This window comes from Eubacterium sp. BL-380-WT-2B (assembly GCF_009696115.1).
GTDB classification, from domain to species: Bacteria; Bacillota; Clostridia; order Eubacteriales; family Eubacteriaceae; genus Eubacterium; species Eubacterium callanderi.
The window spans coordinates 404,654-424,130 of sequence record NZ_VUMP01000004.1 but is presented as its reverse complement, the minus strand read 5'-3'; the positions used below and the strand labels follow the sequence as shown (position 1 = coordinate 424,130).

Annotated in this window: 19 protein-coding genes; 8 read left to right on the top strand and 11 right to left on the bottom strand. The window is 45.0% G+C overall.

The genetic code is table 11. From position 1 onward, the window contains the following. Positions 1–38: 38 nt before the first annotated feature. From FYJ53_RS10200 to aroB, 4 genes are read right to left on the bottom strand one after another with little or no spacing between them, the layout of a single operon-like run. Positions 39–332 carry a chorismate mutase gene (locus FYJ53_RS10200; RefSeq protein ID WP_013379057.1) on the bottom strand — a complete coding sequence of 98 codons (294 nt, stop codon included), beginning with the start codon at positions 330–332 and terminating at the stop codon, positions 39–41. A 10-nt stretch (positions 333–342) separates the two neighbouring features. Further along, positions 343–1,416: a chorismate synthase gene (gene aroC, locus FYJ53_RS10195; RefSeq protein ID WP_154557296.1), complete on the bottom strand. Its 1,074-nt coding sequence runs from the start codon at positions 1,414–1,416 to the stop codon at positions 343–345. Further along, complete coding sequence (gene aroA, locus FYJ53_RS10190; protein WP_148427642.1) at positions 1,394–2,695, bottom strand: 3-phosphoshikimate 1-carboxyvinyltransferase; 1,302 nt, start codon at positions 2,693–2,695, stop codon at positions 1,394–1,396. The genes aroC and aroA overlap by 23 nt, the downstream gene beginning before the upstream one ends. 11 nt (positions 2,696–2,706) lie before the next feature. Then, positions 2,707–3,774, bottom strand: a complete 1,068-nt coding sequence (gene aroB, locus FYJ53_RS10185; protein WP_013379054.1) for a 3-dehydroquinate synthase — start codon at positions 3,772–3,774, stop codon at positions 2,707–2,709. Positions 3,775–4,087: 313 nt separating this feature from the next. On the opposite strand from aroB, the gene FYJ53_RS10180 reads away from it, so the two are divergent. The 4 genes from FYJ53_RS10180 to FYJ53_RS10165 all read left to right on the top strand — a co-directional run bounded on the left by FYJ53_RS10180 (position 4,088) and on the right by FYJ53_RS10165 (position 6,649). Beyond that, a complete protein-coding gene (locus FYJ53_RS10180; protein ID WP_013379053.1) occupies positions 4,088–4,681 on the top strand; it encodes an HdeD family acid-resistance protein in 594 nt (197 codons plus the stop codon). Positions 4,682–4,753: 72 nt separating this feature from the next. After that, the gene (locus tag FYJ53_RS10175) at positions 4,754–5,353 is read left to right on the top strand and encodes a MarR family winged helix-turn-helix transcriptional regulator (protein WP_154557295.1); all 600 of its coding nucleotides are present in this window, start codon (positions 4,754–4,756) and stop codon (positions 5,351–5,353) included. Positions 5,354–5,537: 184 nt separating this feature from the next. Further along, the gene (locus FYJ53_RS10170) at positions 5,538–6,071 is read left to right on the top strand and encodes a hypothetical protein (protein ID WP_013379051.1); all 534 of its coding nucleotides are present in this window, start codon (positions 5,538–5,540) and stop codon (positions 6,069–6,071) included. A 101-nt stretch (positions 6,072–6,172) separates the two neighbouring features. Further along, entirely contained in the window at positions 6,173–6,649 is a 477-nt protein-coding gene (locus FYJ53_RS10165) for a hypothetical protein (RefSeq protein WP_227929789.1), read from the top strand. A gap of 40 nt (positions 6,650–6,689) precedes the next feature. Here the strand turns inward: FYJ53_RS10165 and FYJ53_RS10160 are convergent, their stop codons facing one another. From FYJ53_RS10160 to FYJ53_RS10150, 3 genes are read right to left on the bottom strand one after another with little or no spacing between them, the layout of a single operon-like run. Further along, positions 6,690–8,015: a uroporphyrinogen decarboxylase family protein gene (locus FYJ53_RS10160; RefSeq protein WP_154557294.1), complete on the bottom strand. Its 1,326-nt coding sequence runs from the start codon at positions 8,013–8,015 to the stop codon at positions 6,690–6,692. Between the two features lie 19 nt (positions 8,016–8,034). Then, positions 8,035–9,411 carry an SLC13 family permease gene (locus tag FYJ53_RS10155; protein WP_148427648.1) on the bottom strand — a complete coding sequence of 459 codons (1,377 nt, stop codon included), beginning with the start codon at positions 9,409–9,411 and terminating at the stop codon, positions 8,035–8,037. Positions 9,412–9,433: 22 nt separating this feature from the next. Continuing rightward, positions 9,434–10,771, bottom strand: a complete 1,338-nt coding sequence (locus tag FYJ53_RS10150; protein ID WP_148427650.1) for a uroporphyrinogen decarboxylase — start codon at positions 10,769–10,771, stop codon at positions 9,434–9,436. A 259-nt stretch (positions 10,772–11,030) separates the two neighbouring features. On the opposite strand from FYJ53_RS10150, the gene FYJ53_RS10145 reads away from it, so the two are divergent. Next, positions 11,031–12,467: a hypothetical protein gene (locus tag FYJ53_RS10145; protein ID WP_013379045.1), complete on the top strand. Its 1,437-nt coding sequence runs from the start codon at positions 11,031–11,033 to the stop codon at positions 12,465–12,467. A 102-nt stretch (positions 12,468–12,569) separates the two neighbouring features. After that, the gene (locus FYJ53_RS10140; RefSeq protein WP_148427652.1) at positions 12,570–13,022 is read left to right on the top strand and encodes a hypothetical protein; all 453 of its coding nucleotides are present in this window, start codon (positions 12,570–12,572) and stop codon (positions 13,020–13,022) included. 54 nt (positions 13,023–13,076) lie between these two features. On the opposite strand, the gene FYJ53_RS10135 is transcribed toward FYJ53_RS10140, so the two are convergent. The 4 genes from FYJ53_RS10135 to FYJ53_RS10120 all read right to left on the bottom strand — a co-directional run bounded on the left by FYJ53_RS10135 (position 13,077) and on the right by FYJ53_RS10120 (position 17,688). After that, positions 13,077–14,429 (bottom strand): HdeD family acid-resistance protein, encoded by a 1,353-nt coding sequence (locus tag FYJ53_RS10135; RefSeq protein WP_148427654.1) that lies wholly within the window; start codon positions 14,427–14,429, stop codon positions 13,077–13,079. 111 nt (positions 14,430–14,540) lie between these two features. Then, positions 14,541–15,134: a rubrerythrin gene (gene rbr, locus FYJ53_RS10130; protein WP_013379042.1), complete on the bottom strand. Its 594-nt coding sequence runs from the start codon at positions 15,132–15,134 to the stop codon at positions 14,541–14,543. A 104-nt stretch (positions 15,135–15,238) separates the two neighbouring features. Further along, on the bottom strand, positions 15,239–17,008 hold the full coding sequence (locus FYJ53_RS10125; RefSeq protein WP_013379041.1) for a hypothetical protein: 1,770 nt from the start codon (positions 17,006–17,008) through the stop codon (positions 15,239–15,241). 17 nt (positions 17,009–17,025) lie between these two features. Continuing rightward, positions 17,026–17,688, bottom strand: a complete 663-nt coding sequence (locus tag FYJ53_RS10120) for an HAD family hydrolase (RefSeq protein ID WP_090410780.1) — start codon at positions 17,686–17,688, stop codon at positions 17,026–17,028. A gap of 257 nt (positions 17,689–17,945) precedes the next feature. Here FYJ53_RS10120 and FYJ53_RS10115 point away from each other — a divergent pair, with 257 nt between their 5' ends. Next, the gene (locus FYJ53_RS10115; protein WP_013379038.1) at positions 17,946–18,848 is read left to right on the top strand and encodes a PLP-dependent cysteine synthase family protein; all 903 of its coding nucleotides are present in this window, start codon (positions 17,946–17,948) and stop codon (positions 18,846–18,848) included. Positions 18,849–18,920: 72 nt separating this feature from the next. Beyond that, positions 18,921–19,475: a LemA family protein gene (locus FYJ53_RS10110; RefSeq protein ID WP_013379037.1), complete on the top strand. Its 555-nt coding sequence runs from the start codon at positions 18,921–18,923 to the stop codon at positions 19,473–19,475. The last annotated feature ends 2 nt before the right edge of the window (positions 19,476–19,477 follow it).

Genomic DNA, 19,477 nt, shown 5'->3' with positions numbered 1-19,477 from the left:
AGATAAAAACAAGTGTTTTTATTTGAAAAACACCATTTTTAAACCATCTTCGTATCCTGTTCATCAATATATGCCTGCTGAACCCTCTTGCTCTGGTCCATAACGGCATGGATAAACTCCGTATAATATTTTTTGTAATCCGCGTTTTCTAATTTTTCTGTGTGCTTTTTTACGACCTCTGCCTCCCGTTTGGGATCGAATATTTCTCCATGATTTGTGAATTTATATTCAGCTACCTGGTAAACAAGATCGAGCCGTTCCTCAAAAAGAGCGCGCATTTCCGCGTCTACTTCATCAATACGCACCCGGATTTCTTCAATTGATTTCGCCATATTTACTCCTCTATACTAAAAAATCCAGCATACAAAGCGCTGTGACCGCCTCCACTACCGGACAGGCCCTCAGGACAATGCAGGGGTCATGCCTGCCCTGTATCTCAATTTTAGCGTCCTTTTTAGCGGCCATGTCAATGGTCTTCTGGGGTTTTGCGATGGAAGCCGTAGGCTTAAAGGCTGCCCGATACACGATGGGCATGCCGTTTGTAATTCCGCCGTTAATTCCGCCGTTGTTGTTTGTTGTTGTCTTAACTCTTTCACCATCCATATAAAAAGGATCATTGGCCGCAGAGCCACGAAGACTGGTGATATCAAAGCCCAGTCCAAATTCAACACCTTTTACCGCAGGCACCGAAAACAGCAGTGCGGACAACCGGCTTTCAACGGAATCAAACAGCGGGTCACCCACTCCGGCCGGCATACCTGTTATGTAGCCCTCGATCACACCGCCCACAGAGTCCTGATCCTTAATGGCCTCAAGGATTTCATCCTTCATCGTCTCCTCCAGTGTCTTTGTATACAGTGGAAACAGCGGGTTTTCATAACAGAGCGACGCGTATTCCTCAGGCTTCAGATCTCTTTTATCCTGAACGCTGCCGATGGATAAAATCCGGCTGCCGATTTTAACCCCGGGAGCGATCTGAGAAAGCGCCTCCCTGGCGACAGCACCGGCAAAAACGATGGGCGCCGTAAGACGTCCTGAAAAATGGCCGCCTCCCCTGTAATCCTGAAAACCGCCGTAGCGCATCCAACCGCTGTAATCGGCGTGCCCCGGGCGCATGAGATCCTTTGTCCGGGCATAGTCCTTTGAACGGGTATTGCCGTTTCGGATAATCCCGGTAAGCGGAGTGCCTGTGGTTTTTCCTTCAAAAAAGCCACTGACAATTTCCACCTCATCCGCCTCCTTACGCGGGGTAGCCAGGCGGCTGCTTGCGGCGGCTCGGCGTTTCATTTCCGCTGCAACTTTCTCCAGGTCCACTTTCACGCCAGAAGGAAGACCATCAATGGTTGCTCCAATGGCAGTTCCGTGGGATTCCCCAAATACTGAAACTTTGATCTTATTCCCCCAGATCGAACTCATGGATAACACCTCCCATTTTCTTAAAATCTTCCCAGAAATCCGGATAAGATTTTCGTACACTCTCGGCGCCTGTTATCGTGAGCTTATCCTCACAGGCGAAGCTGGCAATGGCGGCCGCCATTGCAATACGGTGGTCGTTGTGACTGTCTACCACACCCCCTGTAAAATGTTCAACGCCTTCAATAGTCATCCCCTCAGGATGTTCCGTAAGTTTTGCCCCCAGAGTGGTCAGCACTTCATTCATGGCAGCCAGCCGGTCCGACTCCTTAAAACGCAGGCGGGCCGCGCCGACGATCTCTGTCGTCCCCTGGCTCAGGGCTGCCAGCACAGTGAGCACCGGTACCAGATCCGGACATTGTGAAACATTCACCACAGCACCGTGAGTGCTCCCCGGTTTGGTCACATAGCCTTTTTCAGTCTGGGCTACATTCCCCCCCATAGCCTGAATGATCTCAATAATGGCCTTATCGCCCTGGGATGAAGCGGACTGCAAATCCTCACAATCCGTTTTTTTGCCCAAAATACCGCCTACCAGCCAGAAAGCGCCCTGGGAAAAATCACCCTCTACCCGGTAATCCCGGGCCATATACCGCTGGTTGCCAGCAATGCGGAACAAGTGGTAATCCTCATTGACCACGGCAATACCGAACTTTTCCATAACATCTAGTGTAATGTCAATATAAGGCCTGGATTCCAGCGGCGTAGTGATTTCGATGACCGAGTCTCCGTCAAGCAGCGGCAGCGCAAACAGCAGGCCTGTAATAAACTGCGAAGAAATGCTGCCGTTCAGGCGGTAAGTGCCCGGCTTTAAAGTGCCCGTAAAGCATAGAGGCAGTTCCTGGCCTTCGGTCTCTTTCTGATAGGTAATGTCCTGTTCATCAAAAATATCGTAATAAGGCTGCATAGGCCGCTCCACCAGTCGTCCGCGGCCAATAACCCTGGAATTTCTGGCTTTTAATGCCAGCAGCGGAATGATAAAACGCAGAGTGGAGCCAGACTCAATACAGTCAATGATCTTGCCCTCTGTATCCGGATGGCTCACACCGGTGATCGTCAGGGTAAAGCGCTTCTCCTCATTCTCTTCATATTTGATCTCTGCTCCCAGGATTTCCATAGCCTTACAGGTCGCGGTGATATCATCGGACAAAAGAATGTTGGTGATCACGCTGGTCCCCTGTGACAGAGCCGCGCACATAACCGCCCGGTGGCTGACGCTTTTGGACGGAGGAATACAGATCGTACCGCCCAGCTTTTTAGGTGTAATTTCGACTTTTTTCATGCTGTCCCTTTCTACTGAAATAACTGAATGGCCTGATCCTTATGGATTTTTACGATCTCTGCCTTGCCAATTTTAGTGATGATGCACATATTTAAAACGTCATTCTCAAATTTTTTATCCGAATACAGAATCTCCTTAACACGGTTCATATCCATTTCCGGCATTTCGTAGGGAAGACCGTAGGTTTCCAGAATCAGCTGAAGGTTTCCAAGGGTCTCTGGCGTGGTAATCCCCTCCCGCACGCTCATTTTAGTGATCTGGTACATGCCGATGGCTACCGCCTCACCGTGTGAATATTCCTTGAACTCAAAGTAGGATTCAATGACATGGCCGATGGTATGGCCGAAATTGAGAACACGGCGCAAACCTTTTTCCTTTTCATCACTTTCGACCACATTGCGCTTGATTTGGACACACTTGGCAATAATTTCTTCCATATCCTCCAGCAGGTCCTCCTGGTACTCAAAACCCATAAGTCGGACAAAAAGCTTCGCAGAGCTGATGCAGCCGTATTTGATCACCTCGCCCATACCGTCCGTCAGGTAATGGTCCTCAAGCGTATCCAGAAACTGCGGATCAATGATTACTGCTTTGGGCTGATGGAACGCGCCCACCAGGTTCTTGCCAAAGCCCAGGTCTACCCCTACCTTTCCGCCCACACTGCTGTCCACCTGGGCCAGCAGGGAGGTTGGAATCTGGACGAAATCAATGCCGCGCATAAAGGTAGCCGCGCAGAAGCCTGCCAGGTCTCCGACCACGCCGCCGCCCAGGGCTACGATGGCATCGGAACGCGTTATGCCCATATCCATGAGCTGATAGTAAATGTCCTCCACCTGAGCCAGACTTTTAGATTCCTCTCCTGCCGGAATCACAATGGTATATACAGACACACCCAGGCTTTTGATCTGCTTTTTCACATTGCTCAGATACAGCTTGGCGACATTTTTATCGCTGATAATGACAATGCTGCGGTAGCCGCCAAAAATTTCATCCATCTCAAACAAATGCTCCTTCAGGCCATTGCCGATCATAATTTTGTACTGATGCTTGTTTTCAGTCGTACAGGTTAATTCCTTCATGATTTCGCTCCTTTATCTATAAAATACTGTATGCAATTTCGCTGATTTGAATAATTATTATATCATACTTTTACTAAAGTGCGTGGAGAACCTTACCGTAAAGCATTTCAAACTTCTGTTTATTGCCTGAAATTTTTATTACAATTATCAAGAAAGCTTCAAATTAAGAAAACTTCGTTGCATTTTACGGCATAATCCGGTATGATAAACATATAAGCAACCAGGTTGACTATAATGTTATTTACCATTTACCGCGGGTATATAAAATAAAACAATGATAACAAGTAATTTGCCATAGAAAGGAGTCTTTACTATGTATGAAGAACCTAAAGGACCAATCGAAACTCTGGAAGAGGATCTGGAAAAAACCATCAAACACTGGTGGATGTTTTTAATTCTCGGTATTCTTGCCATCGGCGTGGGCATCTGGCTGTTTTTCACTCCCATGCAGGGGTATGCAGCACTGACGGTATTCTTTGCCTTAACCTTTTTAATCTCAGGTCTTGCCTCTATTTTTGTCACCATCTTTAACCGTAAGGCCATTCCGGCCTGGGGCTGGAATCTGGTATCCGGTATTCTCATGCTGGTGCTTGGCATTATTCTGGTGGCAAACCTGAATCTTTCCGCTGATGTGCTGGCATTTTACGTTGCCTTTGCGGTAATGTTCGGCGGCTTTAATACCATCGGCTATGCCTTTACCACAAAATCCCTGGGCGACAGCGGCTGGGGCTGGAACCTGGCATTGGGTATTCTGGTTGTTATCCTGTCCATCGTCCTCCTGCTGCACCCAGTATTCACAGCACTGACCATCACCATCTGGACTGGTATTGCCTTTGTGAGCCTGGGCGTTTCATTCTGCATGCTCGCATACCGGTTATCCAAAACCAACAGCCTGCTGAAAAAATAAACGGTTATAAAACCCCGGAACGAATGTCCCATTGGTTCCGGTCTTTATCATCGTTTAAGTAAGAGAGGTGTTATGATGAAAAAGGAAAAAAAGAGTAAGAAACCGGCTAAAAAGAAGAATTCAAAGAAAAAGAACGGCAAGAAAAAAGAAATTCTGAAAACAGGGAATTCGCATAAGGTTAAGCCTGCTGCTGATTCCAAGTCCAGGAAAGATCTGAAGCAGGCTCTGGCTGAAATCACAGCCCAGCACCAGCTCATCCAAGATCTTCCTCGTTTCTACGGTGGGGAGATCCCCCTTTATATTTCCGAAACCAGCGCGCTCCGTGTCATCGGCGGCACGCCCGGCCTTAATCTGACCGCCATCGCCACAGCGCTGGGCGTCTCTAAAAGCGCAGTCTCCAAAAGCACCGGCAAACTTATGGAAAAAGGGCTGATTACCAAAGAACGCGCCCTTCGCGAGGTCATCTTTAATCTGAGTGGTGAAGGGCAAATACTTTACGACCGGATGAATCATGATGAAAAGCTGCTTTTTAAAGGCCTTAATACCTATCTGAAAACTTTGAGCCCGGATGACGAAAAGGCTGTATCTGACTTCTTAGACCACATCCACCTGGAGCTTGAAAAAGCAGTCAACAAGCTCAGGGAACCTCTTGAGGATATCGACGAAAAATAAAACCATGTTTTGTTGGGATCGGTGCAGATTTGCGCCGGTCTTTTTTTGTTTTTAAGAATTCACATCATTTTTTCTTAATTTTATTTCATTTGTGGCACTTTTGTGGTTCCCCATCATTTATACTGTAATCAAAAGAAAGAATCAGCCGCTGCTGGTTCGAAAACACAGAAAAAGGAGAAAGAATATGCGTATTAAAAAATTATTGGTTACCATGAGTTTAGGACTCGTGCTGCTGACTTCCGCCGGAGTGCCGGCATTAGCGAAAGATCTTGATGAGAACACTCAGGAGGGCTCCTCTGAAATCTTCGGAAGCATCGCGTCAAGGTATACCGTAGAAATACCTGCCGAGATTGAGATGGGGACAATGCAGAGAAACAGGGATTCCCAGGCTCCCTTTTCTATTACTGCCAGAAATGTTGCCCTGCCAAGTGATGTAAAGCTGCAGGTCCGCGTTAATGGCGACGGTATAAATGACGAATTTATACTTAAAAGCTCAGACAGCAAAATTTCTTACAGGCTTTTTAAAAGTGCTGAACCAAATGATATAGAAATTGCAACACATGATATTTTTGCCGAATTCTCAGGTACTATTGGTCAGGATGGCGACACCCAAAGCGGATTGGTTCAGGTAACACCTCAAGATACAGTAAACTCTGGAATCTATGCTGGAAATCTGAACTTTACCTGTGCCATCAACTTTCCCACAGTAACACCTTAACAGCGCCCATCCTGTCACTCTAATCAGCATTAAAAATAAAAGTCTGGAAATTTCACGGCTCACTGCAGCATACATTTTTAAACTCAAAAGGAATCCTCACAATGGAAAACAAGAAAACAAACATGACCCATATCTGGCCCCTCCTGCTCATGCTGGTCATACTCCTCGCAGGAGGTGTCATCTTTTACCTTTTAAGCCAAAAGGCACAGCCTGTAGAACTGGAACAGACCGTAGTCGCCCTGACACCTACATCCCAAAAGCCCGCCCCCTCTAACATCGCCATCCCAGGCTATCCTGAACTCACCCTCATCAGCGACACAGGCGTCATTCCCGCAGTTTTTGAAAATCCTGAGGGTAATCCCTGCTATTTCAAGCTGGATCTAATACTCTCCGATACCGGACAAACCATATGGTCCTCAGAAAACTTCAAACCCGGCACCGGTATACAAAGTCCTACAGCTGCTTTTATTCCCGAATCTGGCGTTTACAATGCCGAGCTCCGTTATACGACCACCAGTCTCGACGACCTAAGACCCCTGAACACTGCTGTTACAAAGGCGCGGTTAACTGTTCAGTAATAAAAGGCCTGTGATTCATTTTGATCACAGGCCTTTTAAATCATAACAGTTTAGTCATAAATGCCCATATATTATCTTGATATTTCGTCAAAATCGGAGCTATCACATTTTCCAGTCCTTCCGGTACCGAGCAACCGATATTCCGGTATTTTGTCTCAGCCAAGGCAAGCACTCTCCTTGTTTCACTATGCGTCTCTGCAGGTCTTGATCTTTCTCCGGCATTCGCATAATTTGAGTTTTGAGCAACATACTCTAATACTGCTTTATAATTGTCCAAATTAACATCCGACATAACAAAAGGATTCTTGTCAAAGTTAAAGATGTAATTCCCCCCTGGAGCCATAATATCAATGAGTTCCTTTGCTTTATCAACACATTCCTGTTTTGTTGCCGTTTTGAGATAAGTAACCGGATACAGGCCTGAGAGTATATGTTTTTTTCCGAGTTTATCCTTAATTGTCTGCGGATCGCCGTATTCAAAGCAAAAACGTGTTCCCTCAGGCAATTCCCAGAGATAATCCAGATAACGTGTCCAGTCTGCTTCGCAAAAGATATAGCAGGGCTGTCCAGCATCATGAAGCGCCTCAACAAGTCTGTGAAAGGATGGCCAGTAAAACTTATCAAATTCTTTGTTCCTCAGATATGTCGCCATGTGAAGCGGCATAAAGGTTTTACCGTATTTATGTGGATTGGCCGGAAGACCTTTTTCAAATAGAAACGGCAGTACTGCATCACAGGCTTCAGCGATCTTTTCGGGACAGCGTTTAATATCTTTTGTGATTCCTGTAAAGCCGCGTAAAAAATCAGCAAGATAATCAAAAGGTGCTGTAACACCCCCAAGCGAGCCAATCGGCGGTGTATAAAAAGTATATTTTTCTCTCAGTTTTTTTACAATTGCAGCATGTTTGTTCTGGTAATCATTATGAGCCAGCAATGCCCCGGCAAAGGAGAGAGCCCTGCTTACACTGTCCTTTTCCCAGTTTGTAAAAAGCTTTGGAAAAACAGTTTCAATAATAAAATCCCGCGGACTTTTTATAAAATCATCATAATCCTCTGGTTCCATGCCCATCACCTCGGGATGCTGCATAAAGCCACTGTCACCCATAACATATGTTTTAGCGCCCAAAAGCGTAAGATAAGCAGGGTAACGTGGCGTTCCCAACGGAGCAGACTCTAATGGCAGCTCACCGCAAAGCCTGTCTGTGGCTTCATAAACACCATCAAGCGTCCACTGCGTTTTTCCAAGATCCAGTCCTCCGTATTGAATACAAAATTCCAAAGGTAAAACCGCACCTATCGGAACACGTTTTGGAATAACACCATCATAAACATCCGTAAAATTTTTTTGGATTGCATCTGTTTTCATTTTTTACCTCTCTTATCTTTTAAACCAGGCCGATTAACAGCCAGTATGGTACAACGACCACCATCATAAACACCATCGACATTGCCATTTTAATGCCGCATATTTTCATGAAATCTTTTGTGGCGATTAAGCCAAAGGACACGTAGAAGAGTGGAAGCGCCCATTCATAGGGGAAAATGACTTCCGCACCTGCCGCCTGAATGGTATAAAACACCGCAAACGGGTTAATCCCAAGCGTCATACCAATTTGAGTAAAGGCAAGGGTAAAAGTGGCATATATGGCCATTGGTGTTAGTGCAAAATTAGAAATAACACAGATAATCCAGATAACTGCTATCATGACAAAAATGTTAGTACCAGACATCATCGGTAAAACCAAATCCGCGATGATCTTGCCAAATCCCATGGCGTTAGCAACCGCACCAATACTCAGACAGGTGGCTGTAAAGAAAATCATGGAAAAATCAATTTTTTGAATATCTTCTTTAGTGCCTACGTTAAATCCTGGAAGATACATAATACAGCCCGCCAGTAAAAATCCCCACGAAATGTCCAGATTATGTAAGCCTGAGGTCAGCATATAAACCAGTAAGCAGAGACTGATAACAACGCCCTTCTTTTCATCTCTAGTCATTTTCCCCATTGCTTTCAGCTCTTCAGATACAAACTCCATCTGGTAAACCGTATCCTTTGGCTTACAAAACCGTCCAATCGTAAACACAACAATCGGAATCCAGAGGACAAATGGAATATTGTGAATAAAATAATCCAGGAAGGAAATAGATGGATCGGTAATAGAAGCCGCCATATTCGGAATAACCGCGAAAGATGGATTGTAAATAAACTGTAATGGAATATAGGCTGAGAAAAAGCCTGCCATCATAATACCGGCTGATTCTTTTGATTTCCCCAGATTAAGAGCTTTACAAATACCAAACGTTAAACCTGCAAGGGGTAAAATCGCTTTACCTGGCGCCAATAAGTTTATTGCTAAACCGGAAAGCATAATACCAATCAGCAAACCGTAATAGGATTTACCGGTTTTTTCAATGATCCAGTAAGCAACACGCTTTAACAGCCCAATACGAATCAAAATATTCGCAAACAGAAATCCACCGATAAACATCCAGGGAATAGTACCAAACCACGGTGAAAAAACCACATTAGCCGGCGCTAAATTGGCCAGAATATAAAATACTGGAAGTATCATGGCCGGAATCAAATTTGGAAGTACTTCAAAAGCAAACATCAAAATTGTACAAAATGTTGCCGCACTAAAAAGCCTTATCTGCCATGTGAAAAAATCGTTAACTGGTATTAACAGGATAATAACAGGTATCAAAATAATGATAGCCCATTTGACCACTTTTGCATTTACCTGTAATTTACTTTTCATTATATTCTCCTTATTTTTGAGATTACAAGCTCCTTAAGAGCATATTCATCAGGACTGTATCATATTTTCTCAACTGCCGGCTCATCACCTCATCTATGTCGGTGGTATCCCTTTCGGAAAAATCATTTTCCAGATATTTGGTTTTTAACTCAGGAATTGCCGGGCAGGTTACAGTTCCATATCTTTTCCTGTCAATGGCGAGCTCTCCTGCATTTGTATACCATGTGTTTTCGGCTACATAGTCAATTACGGCAATATAGTTTTCAAGGTTAATACTGTTCAGGCTCAAAGGATTTTTATCGAAACTGAATATGTAGTTTCCCCCTGGAGCCAGAATATCAATATACTCCTTAGCTTTATCAATGCACTTCTGTTTTGTTGCGGTTTTCAGATATGTCAGGGGATATAAACCGCTGATAATATGTTTTTTCCCCAATGTATCTTTAATTTTCTGCGCATCCCCATATTCAAATATAAACCGCGTTCCTGGAGGCAGCTCATAAAGATAATCCAAATAACGCATCCAGTCATTCTCGCAGAACAACTGGCAAACCTGCCCATGACAGTACAAATATTCAATAAACTTCTTAAGAGATGGCCAATAAATATTCTCAAAATCTTTTGGACGGATATACCCTGCAAAATGCAATGGAATGAAGGTAGACCCCAGAACCGATACATTTTGCGGCAGCCCCCTGAAAATCTGAAATGGCAGCAGTGCGTCACATGCCATTCCGATTTTTTCAGGTATCCTCCTTAAATCTGATGAGATGCCTTTAAAACCTCTTAAAAAATCACCGAGTAAATCAAAAGGGGCCCGAACCACTGCTGAAGAACCTGCGGGCGGTGTGAAAAAGCCATACTTCTTTCCCAGTTTCTGAGTCAGCTGTCCAACCTGTACGGCTCTCTCATTAAAGGCAGTCGAAGCCTTCGCCAAAATAAATGAACGCTGAGCCGCATCACAGTTGAGCCCTTTAAACATGCGCGGCAAAACCTTTTCCATAAAAAAATCCATTGGATTTTCAATAAAGCGATCATATTCTTCTGAAAACAGCGTAACACAATCCGAATGCTGAATACTTCCAGAGGATGTCACCTGGTATCCCTGTGAATCCAATATTTTAAAAACAGCTGGATTCTTTTCCTCCCCGCCAACGGGCATGGCGTCCGTATGAATCTTTCTGCAGAGAATATCATAAGCATCCTCTGCCCCTTCGAATGTCCATTGTGCTTTTACCGTTGACAAGCCCGCGTAATCAATGCAGGCCTCAAAGGGCAGCTTGGCAGAAATTGGGACCCTTTCTGGAATGCACCCCTCATAAATACTTTTAAAAAGTTCTGTTTTGGAATTTACCATCATTTTTTACCACTCCTTTTGATTTTATGAATAAAACAATTAATTACGATATACCATGCGTTACAATCTTTTTATCCCGTGTTTTCTATGAAATTTCATTCTTTTTCTGAATTATACTTGGCCCAGAGGGCAAAAGCAATGGTTTACACACACTTGTCAATCGAGAAATTTGACAAAAAAATTGACAGCAGATATAATAAAAAGCAAATAATTAATCTGAAAGGCCACTTATAATTAACCTCCGAAGTGGTATGGTCTTTATATGAATAACTATCCGCCTTCGCATTTGTTTTTATTGATGGAATGCTTCCGTACGCGTATAAAAGATCTCGCGGAGGTCCTTCATGTTAACGATTCTCTTGTCAGTAAATGGCGCAATCACAAACGTCTTATTAACCCCAAATCAGCTTATGCAGACTTAATATGCCAGTACTATCTTAGTCTTGACCGGAAGAATAATTTCCATATTATAAAAACACTTTTATCGGACGATTATGAACAGATCGATAAAGCTGAAGAAAATGTCCTTCCACATCTCTTAAAAAACTGGCTTACAGAAGTTCCAGACCAGCTTGACGATTCAAAGATCACTCTGGACTCTAACAGCTATACCACCCAAATTTCTGTTTACCACTACGATAGCGGCCGTGAAAAAGCTGTCTTAAGAATGCTGGAAACCCTGAAAAATCTACCCCCAAATCAGGAGTTTCTGATTTTTGACTGCGAAGAAAACTCATGGCGGCAGGAGGATTCCAGCTTTTTAAAGAAAAGAAAAAAATTATTATACGAAGTCATCAATCGGCATCACCTTCAAATTATTCATACTTTTAATGCAAAGTATACAGCTTTAAAAAATCTTTTCTTGCGGGATATCAGCTTAAACTTAAACCATAAGGTTGACACCTGTTATATTCCCTTGCAGTTAGTCCCTAATTTTTTATCAGACATGCTCATTATAAAAGATAAGGCTGCATTAATTTGCCAGTTCAATGAGAGGTTTACCATACAGCGTTATGCCGAATATCATTCAGATATTCGAACGATCCGTTATTATCAACAATTCTATAATGATCTTAAATCGAAAAGCATCCCCATTTACACACAATACCACCTTGATCACTATGAAGACATCATTAACTTTTTAAAAAGCAAGGTCTGTATCGAGGGCTGTTTATACTATATTTCTCCCCTGCCATTTCCATTTAATACCGATGTTAAAAGTCTTTTGAGGTATACGTTTAATGCTCAGGATACCCTCCACCTCTGGGAAACTGCATTAAAGCAAGGGCCGGTCAGGCATATTTACTGTATAAAAGATATTGAAAATTTTGTAAAAATCATCCAAAAAAGCCCCGAACCAGAGGCTCAGGACTTACTCAAAATTTTTCTTAAACAAATTAGCGATCTTATGCATCTTGTTGGCAAATCTTCTGAATTTGAAATTGCTCTTCTTCAGGAATTACCCAAAACAGAAGGAGCCAGCCCCATATTTCTGATTAAAGATAACCGCTATGCCCTCGGCTATAAATATGAAGCACTTTCAGGTCGTTTCCACGCCCTTATCTCAGAGGATTCTACCGCTGTGTTTATATTGTTCCAATACTACGATGAATTCTGGACAAACATCCCCTCAATTCAAAAAAACAAGGATTGGATTATCAATAAATTAAAAGCTGTTTTCGAGCTTTCAAAGGAATAAAAATCCGCGGAAATACAATAACAAATTTATTTTATTTTTGTCACAATTTTGCCATAATCACATTCTATAATAAAGACAAGAAAAAAATAAGGAGTGTTCCAAATGAAAATGAACAAAAAAGTAATCGCTGGCTTTGTGGTTGGGGCGGTGCTGCTCACAGGCACTACAGCGCTGGCAGCCGGAAACGGCGGACGTTTTATGCAGGAGTATGGCACACAGCACACCGCAGCTGTATGTGATACAGATGGCGACGGACTTTGTGATGTAACAGGCAATCCAATAGGTTCTGGCAACTGCTCTGGCAATGGCAATTGTACTGCTGCTCCGGCAGCGGAGACGACCCAGGTTCCTGCTGAAAGCGCTGGAACGCCGGATACATCTGTACCATCCACAGCAGTCCATCATGCCTACGGTGACAGTGACGGCGATGGAATCTGTGATGTCACTGGCAATCCTGTCGGCACAGGCTGTCAGAATGGCAGCGGTAACGGCCCCCGTGACGGCAGCGGCCATCACGGCGGGAACGGACGCGGCGGCGGACGTTATTGCCAGTAAACCGGCCAACGTATTAAAAAAGCATGGCGCCCCATTGTACGGCGCCATGCTTTTTTATTTTCCAGTTTCAAGTTCTTTATTGTAAGTCAGCGTTTCCTTTGAATAAACGTGCCGCTCATAGACTTTAGTGCCGGGCTTTTCAAGCTCACGCATCAAAAACTGATAATAGGCCCCTGGGGTTACGATTCCAGGGATGGCCGGCTTGTCAAAATTGGTGTTCTCAAACAGAGAATCCGCTACCTTGACACAGTTGGTATCCACAGCAAAATAGGTTTTCAGGGTTCCCTTTTTGAATTTATAAAAGGTCGCATCGTTTCCCTTATAGATCTGGTCGGCGATGTCGCTATAGTCCTTTTCAGGCAGAAGTCCCTGCTCCATGAGCTGGGTATCACAGTACCATTCCTCCATATTTTCCCGCATGGTGTCAAAATTCTTTTTTATCTGGAGAAGCTCCTCCTTCTCAAAGGCCACCTTAAAGGCAATGAGCACCTTATCATCATGATAGACGGACTGCCTAAGATAGCGTTCCCGGTTGCATTTAAACAGCACCCCGTCACTGATCACCCCAAACAGACGGTAGCTGTGGCTGTCAAAATTACCGTAGGCCACGGCTTCATCCCCCAAGATCAGATCCACATGGCCAAAGGACTCCATAAATTTTTTGGACAGATGCACCAGTATTTCCACATTGAAGGGCGCAAGACCCGCTGCCTTTTCGGGGATGGACACGTTTTGTTTATGGAGATAGGCGTTGGCGTCTTCGGAGGCCACTTTCGCGTCATATTCCTTGAGCAGCTTGCGGGGCAGAAGGCCACCGATAACTGGCGGAATGGCAAAGCGCAGCTTTCTCTGCATCTTTTTAGCCGTGGCCGACATTTTCTGCTGGGTTGATTCTTCATTAAAGGTGTCGAAAATCATGGTAAAACCGTACCAAAGCACATATATGCCTGCCACCAGCCCAAAACCAATGGCGTTGAGACGGTTATTAACCAGCATGAGAACCCCTGCCACCAGTGTGATCACTCCGTTCACAAAATAGGCACCGTAGTTTGGCGCGCCGTCTTTAAAATAAGTAACCGCAGATACAAAACGAATGACAGAGTTCAGAATGATCCACCCGGCAAAAATGTCAGGAATCCAGCGTACCACCTTAAACCGAAGGATAAAAAAGGCAATGGCAAAGCCAAGGTTGACCACAGCTTCCAGCACCTCACCCTGTCCTTTTATCTTCTTCTTATAGAGTACTGCCACTAAATTCATGAACGCAATGATCAGAAGAACCGCAGCGATGAGCACCACCAGATCAGTGAGCGAGGTCTTTGGCCTCAGAATTAAAAATATCCCGATCCCTATTACAAACAGACCCGCCAGAAGGCCGATAAGCTTTTGAACAACCGTTTTTTCCATCACATTTCCCCTTTTTTCGTATTACCTCCATTTTACCGCCTTTTGAAAGTTCCCGCAACTAAAAAACCCGCAGCGCCGTATTTTACGGCACCACGGGTCTTGTTATTAATTTTAGTAGGTTTCAACAAACAGCTGGAAGTAAGAGCGGTCATGCTTGCAGGCAGGACATACCTGAGGCGCGTCGTTGCCTTCATAGATATAGCCGCAGTTGCCGCATTTCCATCTGACATCACCAAAGCGTTTGAATACTTTGCCCTGTTCAATGTTGGCAGCTAATTTCTTATAGCGGGTTTCATGCGCTTTTTCAGCCACACAGATCTGGGTAAAGGATTCTGCAATATCATCAAAGCCTTCTTTTTTAGCGGTTGCTGCGAAAGCTGGGTATAAGTCTGCCCATTCTTCCTTTTCGCCGGCTGCTGCGTTTAACAGATTGCTTTTAGTATCGCCTAATGCCACTGGATAGTCTGCGTTAACATTCAGCATCATGGCTTCGCCGCCTTCTAATTCGGCCGCCATATATTTATAGAAAACTTCAGCGTGTTCTTTTTCGTTTGCTGCAGTTTCCAGGAAAATTTCCTGAATCTGTACATACCCTTCTTTTTTAGCCTTTGAGGCAAAAAATGTATAGCGGTTACGCGCCTGGCTTTCACCTGCAAATGCCTTCATCAAATTTGACAGGGTTTCCGTACCTTTTAATCTTCCCATTGGTAAATTCCTCCTTGATTTTGATATTGTTCGTTTCTTTATTATAACGCGATCTCAAAAAAATTTCAAATTATTTCACCAGCTAATTTAGAATAATTTTATTTTTACTTAATATGCTTAATAAAATCTACCAGGGATTCGGCGGCGACAAAAGGACCATCCTGTTCAAAGCCCGGGATTCCCAGTTGTGTACGGATAACGCCAATCTTAATGCCTTTTTCCTTCATGCGTTTGAAGTAGTTTTCCGCGATCTTTTCGTGTTCGCTTTTTAATTGTACCGCACCGAAGGGGTTCGCGAAATAGGTGGTTGTGATGCCCACTTCGCCGGTGGTTCCCTTCGCCATACGCTTACCTTCTGAGAATACCGCCAGAGCGGTATCCAAGTCGTCAAACATTTCGATGGGCGCGTGTGCATCGTCAATTTTTTCATAATTATTAATGTAGAAAATATAATCGACTGGAGTGGAAGCCGAAATTTCTTCATAGGTCATCTGCGGTACGATCACCCGGGCGTTGACGATGTTAGGGTTCATGAAAATCGAGCGGTCCATGGTGCTGTAGGCGTAGCCTGGCTGAAGGTCATCCAGACGGACAAATGCCCCGATCTCCGTCCCCACAGCCATGAGCTCGTCTTCCTTGTTAAAATGCAGGGAGCCCATATCGTCAATAAGAATATCCACGTCGCAGCCCAGCTCTTTGGGCAGCTTGTGAATGGCCTCCAGTGTTTCGGACTTGCCGGCGCCGCTGTCCCCGACCAGCATGATGTTTACGGGTTTTTCACCGGCCAGACGGATTTTGGCGAAAGCGCCGTGAATGGGCAGCCAGAAGTTTTTAATCTGGATAATGTTGTGCAGGGTCAGAATCATTTTCTTCATGTATCCAAAGTAGTCAATTTCCGGATCGTTTGGCAGCATGCCGTAGTAGACGCCGTCCTCCTTAACCACAAAGCCGCGCATCTCGTCTTCTTCAAAAAGGCTCTTGTCCAGGCCGAAGAAAACCGCGCCGTCTGGCTTTTTGTGCAGGAATTCCTCTGGTGTGGCCAGCTCGAAAAGATTGAACAGGCCAGCGCCCAGCTCCAGAAAATCTTTATGGCAGTACGCGATGATCAGCAGACGTCCCGCCTTCACCGGGATGGCATACCAGGACTCAGAATCCATGTAAAAGCGTTCCAGAATCTTTTTGTCCTTCTTGATGGGGAACACGCCGTTTCTTTTGCTGGACTGGGTATAGAAAATGACCGGCGGCTCGAAAATAGCTTCCCATACATAGGGCACGCGGTACAGCGAATCGTTTTTACTCTTGATGTCATTTGGGAAGTCAAAGTGGTCGACCAGAAAAGACACCTGGGCGCCCGAGGGCAGCTGGCGGTAAATGCTCAGGCTCTTGCCGGTGACGTTGTACAGGATGTTGCGATATAAATCCAGCACCAGCTTTTTCAAAGAATCATTGTTGGAGGCCAGCGAGTGAGCCTTGGAGCGTTTTGCGCCGTCATCCGGATTATAGGTTTCGTTCTTGACCATAAAGCGCTGGATATTGCGCCAGTAGTTGTAAAAGCCTTCGAGAAAATCCAGCATGATGGCGGTGTACTCATCCACACCGTACTGAATATCAAAATAGCCGCTGCGCATGACGTCTTTTAAAGACTTCATATTGAGCAGGGTCACAAAATCCCGGAATTTTTCCAAATCAAAGGATTTGTTTTCATCACGAAAAGGGATGACCGCCTTCAATTTTCTTGAATGCCGGATTTCCAGCTCATTTACAAAAGTGGTAATCATTTTTCCAAAGGTTTTAGACTGTAAAACCCGGCTGACATTCGTAAACTTCAAATCGCCATTGATCACAATACTGCGATGTACATTCATATTTTCCATAAATAACTTCCTTTCTCCTATCCTTTTACGATCTCAACCAGCTCCATCATGTGGTCCACCACAGCGATGGCGCCAGCATTCAGCAGCTCTTCACGGGTGCCGTTGCCAAAGGCCACGCCTGCCGCGTCAATTCCGCAGGCCTGGGCGCCCTCAATATCATAATAGCGGTCCCCCACCATAAGCACACCGGCTTTTTTCTCAGGCGTATGATAACCGTAATCCTCTAAAAAGGCGTTGATGATCTCAATCTTATTGGTCCGCGTGCCGGCCGTATCGGGGCCGTATACATGATCCTCATCAATATTGACCCCAGATTTTCCCACGATCTTCCGTGCTGTAAGCTCGTCCTTGTTGGTGCAGATGCCGACAGCGCAGCCTAACCTCCGCAGCTCATCCACGGCTTCGGCGGCTCCGTCAAAAAACGGATCTCTATACATACGTCCATGGGTCACATACTCTTCTTGGTAGTAGTCATTGCCCCGCCAGCCGTCCTCCTCGCTGTAGCCATAATGCTGAATAAAAACCTGAGCGATGGGCGGGCCCACCAGCGGCTCAACATCTTCGATCTTCGGGTTAGGATGGCCCAGCTTTTCCAGCGCATATTCTAAGGAGCGCCAGACCCCCTCCTTAGAATTCAGCAATGTGCCGTCCAGGTCAAACAATACGCAATGATACTTCATGAACACCCTCCTTCAATTGTCCCATTGGGATGAAAATAATCCCATCAGGAACCCTCTTCTCAATATGACTGTCTTTCATTATAATACAAATGTCTCTCAAATAAAAGCTTTTCTTGGCTGCAAAAGGTTTTCAGCTTTGTTTTTTCTCAAATTACCCGTGCAGTCCATTGCTTTTTGTACTATAATGTTATGCAGGAATGAATCCATTTTCACCATTTATGCTATAAAAGGACAAGGATACAGAAAGGAAGCACAACATGCAGCAGATTTACGACAATATTTTAGAGACCATCGGACGCACCCCCATGGTGCGCCTCAACCATTTAAGCCCAAACCCAGGAGTGGAAATCGTCGCCAAGGTAGAGGGGTTCAACCCCACAGGCAGCATCAAGGACCGCATTGCCCTCAAGATGATTGAGCAGGCCGAGGAGGAAGGAACGCTGACAAAGGATAAAACCATCATCGAACCCACCTCTGGCAACACCGGTATCGGCCTGGCCATGATCGGGGCTGTCAAGGGCTATGATGTGGAAATCGTGATGAGCGAGGCCGTTTCCATCGAGCGGCGCAAGATGATTCAGGCTTTTGGAGCCAAGGTCACCCTGACCGCCCCGGACAAAGGTACTGACGGCGCGATCTGCCGGGTAAGGGAGCTGCTCGCGGAAAATCCAGACAAATATTTTAACCCGAACCAGTTCAGCAACGAATACAACAAGCTGGCACACTACACTACCACCGCCGAAGAAATTTGGGAACAGACCGACGGAAAGGTCACCCACATGGTTTCATCGCTTGGAACCTCAGGTACCATCATGGGCATCGGTATGGGCCTTAAAAGCCATAACCCGGATGTTCAGATCGTGGAGGCCCACCCCGTAAAGGGCCATTACATCCAAGGGCTTAAAAACATGGAAGAAGCCATTGTTCCCGCCATTTATGACCCGGATAAAATCGACACCCACATCATGGTTGAGTCTGAGATCGCCTTTGATTACGCCAGACAGATTGTGATGAAGGAAGGCATCTTTGTGGGCATGAGCAGCGGCGCGGCACTGTACGCGGCCTGCGAAGTCGCAAAGACGCTCGATTCAGGGCTGATTGTCGTCATCTTCCCGGACCGGGGAGAAAAATACTTAAGTACGGATTTATTTAAGCTGTAAGCCGTCTGATTTTCTTTTAGGCTCAGCCGAAATGTGGTATAATAATAAGAAACTAAACGCAGGAGGTTTACAATGATCGCAATCATTATAGTCATTGCCATTATCGTCATTCTTGCCCTTGTTGTAATGGGCAGCTACAATGGCCTTGTCAAAACAAAAAACCAGGCGGAGGAAGCATTTTCCACCATGGACGTGTATATGAAAAAACGGTACGACCTGATCCCCAATCTGGTGGAAACCGTCAAAGGTTACGCAAGCCATGAATCCCAGACACTGGAAAAGGTAACTGCGGCCCGCAACGCCGCCATGACCGCTTCATCCATTGATGAAAAGCTAAAAAACGAAAACGCACTGACTGGCACCTTGAAAAGTCTGTTCGCCGTTGCTGAATCCTATCCGGATCTCAAGGCCAACACCAACTTCATGGACCTGCAGCGTCAGCTTCAGACCATTGAAGAAGACATTGCCAATTCACGGAAATATTACAACGCTTCCGTGAAAAACCTGAACAACAAAATTGAAATGTTCCCGAGCAGCATCATTGCAGGCATGTTCCATTTTGAAAAGAAACCTTATTTTGAAGTGTCTTCTCAGGAAGAGCGCGAAAACGTGAAAGTACAATTTTAAAT

Excerpts from the sequence above, each read along its gene's own strand:
- FYJ53_RS10140 (WP_148427652.1), top strand. The coding sequence starts at position 12,570 with ATGAAAATGAACAAAAAAGTAATCGCTGGCTTTGTGGTTGGGGCGGTG.
- FYJ53_RS10170 (WP_013379051.1), top strand. The coding sequence starts at position 5,538 with ATGCGTATTAAAAAATTATTGGTTACCATGAGTTTAGGACTCGTGCTG.
- FYJ53_RS10175 (WP_154557295.1), top strand. The coding sequence starts at position 4,754 with ATGATGAAAAAGGAAAAAAAGAGTAAGAAACCGGCTAAAAAGAAGAAT.
- FYJ53_RS10110 (WP_013379037.1), top strand. The coding sequence starts at position 18,921 with ATGATCGCAATCATTATAGTCATTGCCATTATCGTCATTCTTGCCCTT.
- FYJ53_RS10180 (WP_013379053.1), top strand. The coding sequence starts at position 4,088 with ATGTATGAAGAACCTAAAGGACCAATCGAAACTCTGGAAGAGGATCTG.
- aroC (WP_154557296.1), bottom strand. The coding sequence starts at position 1,416 with ATGAGTTCGATCTGGGGGAATAAGATCAAAGTTTCAGTATTTGGGGAA.
- FYJ53_RS10150 (WP_148427650.1), bottom strand. The coding sequence starts at position 10,771 with ATGATGGTAAATTCCAAAACAGAACTTTTTAAAAGTATTTATGAGGGG.
- FYJ53_RS10145 (WP_013379045.1), top strand. The coding sequence starts at position 11,031 with ATGAATAACTATCCGCCTTCGCATTTGTTTTTATTGATGGAATGCTTC.
- FYJ53_RS10160 (WP_154557294.1), bottom strand. The coding sequence starts at position 8,015 with ATGAAAACAGATGCAATCCAAAAAAATTTTACGGATGTTTATGATGGT.
- aroA (WP_148427642.1), bottom strand. The coding sequence starts at position 2,695 with ATGAAAAAAGTCGAAATTACACCTAAAAAGCTGGGCGGTACGATCTGT.
- FYJ53_RS10125 (WP_013379041.1), bottom strand. The coding sequence starts at position 17,008 with ATGGAAAATATGAATGTACATCGCAGTATTGTGATCAATGGCGATTTG.
- rbr (WP_013379042.1), bottom strand. The coding sequence starts at position 15,134 with ATGGGAAGATTAAAAGGTACGGAAACCCTGTCAAATTTGATGAAGGCA.
- FYJ53_RS10135 (WP_148427654.1), bottom strand. The coding sequence starts at position 14,429 with ATGGAAAAAACGGTTGTTCAAAAGCTTATCGGCCTTCTGGCGGGTCTG.
- FYJ53_RS10165 (WP_227929789.1), top strand. The coding sequence starts at position 6,173 with ATGGAAAACAAGAAAACAAACATGACCCATATCTGGCCCCTCCTGCTC.
- FYJ53_RS10115 (WP_013379038.1), top strand. The coding sequence starts at position 17,946 with ATGCAGCAGATTTACGACAATATTTTAGAGACCATCGGACGCACCCCC.
- FYJ53_RS10200 (WP_013379057.1), bottom strand. The coding sequence starts at position 332 with ATGGCGAAATCAATTGAAGAAATCCGGGTGCGTATTGATGAAGTAGAC.
- aroB (WP_013379054.1), bottom strand. The coding sequence starts at position 3,774 with ATGAAGGAATTAACCTGTACGACTGAAAACAAGCATCAGTACAAAATT.
- FYJ53_RS10120 (WP_090410780.1), bottom strand. The coding sequence starts at position 17,688 with ATGAAGTATCATTGCGTATTGTTTGACCTGGACGGCACATTGCTGAAT.
- FYJ53_RS10155 (WP_148427648.1), bottom strand. The coding sequence starts at position 9,411 with ATGAAAAGTAAATTACAGGTAAATGCAAAAGTGGTCAAATGGGCTATC.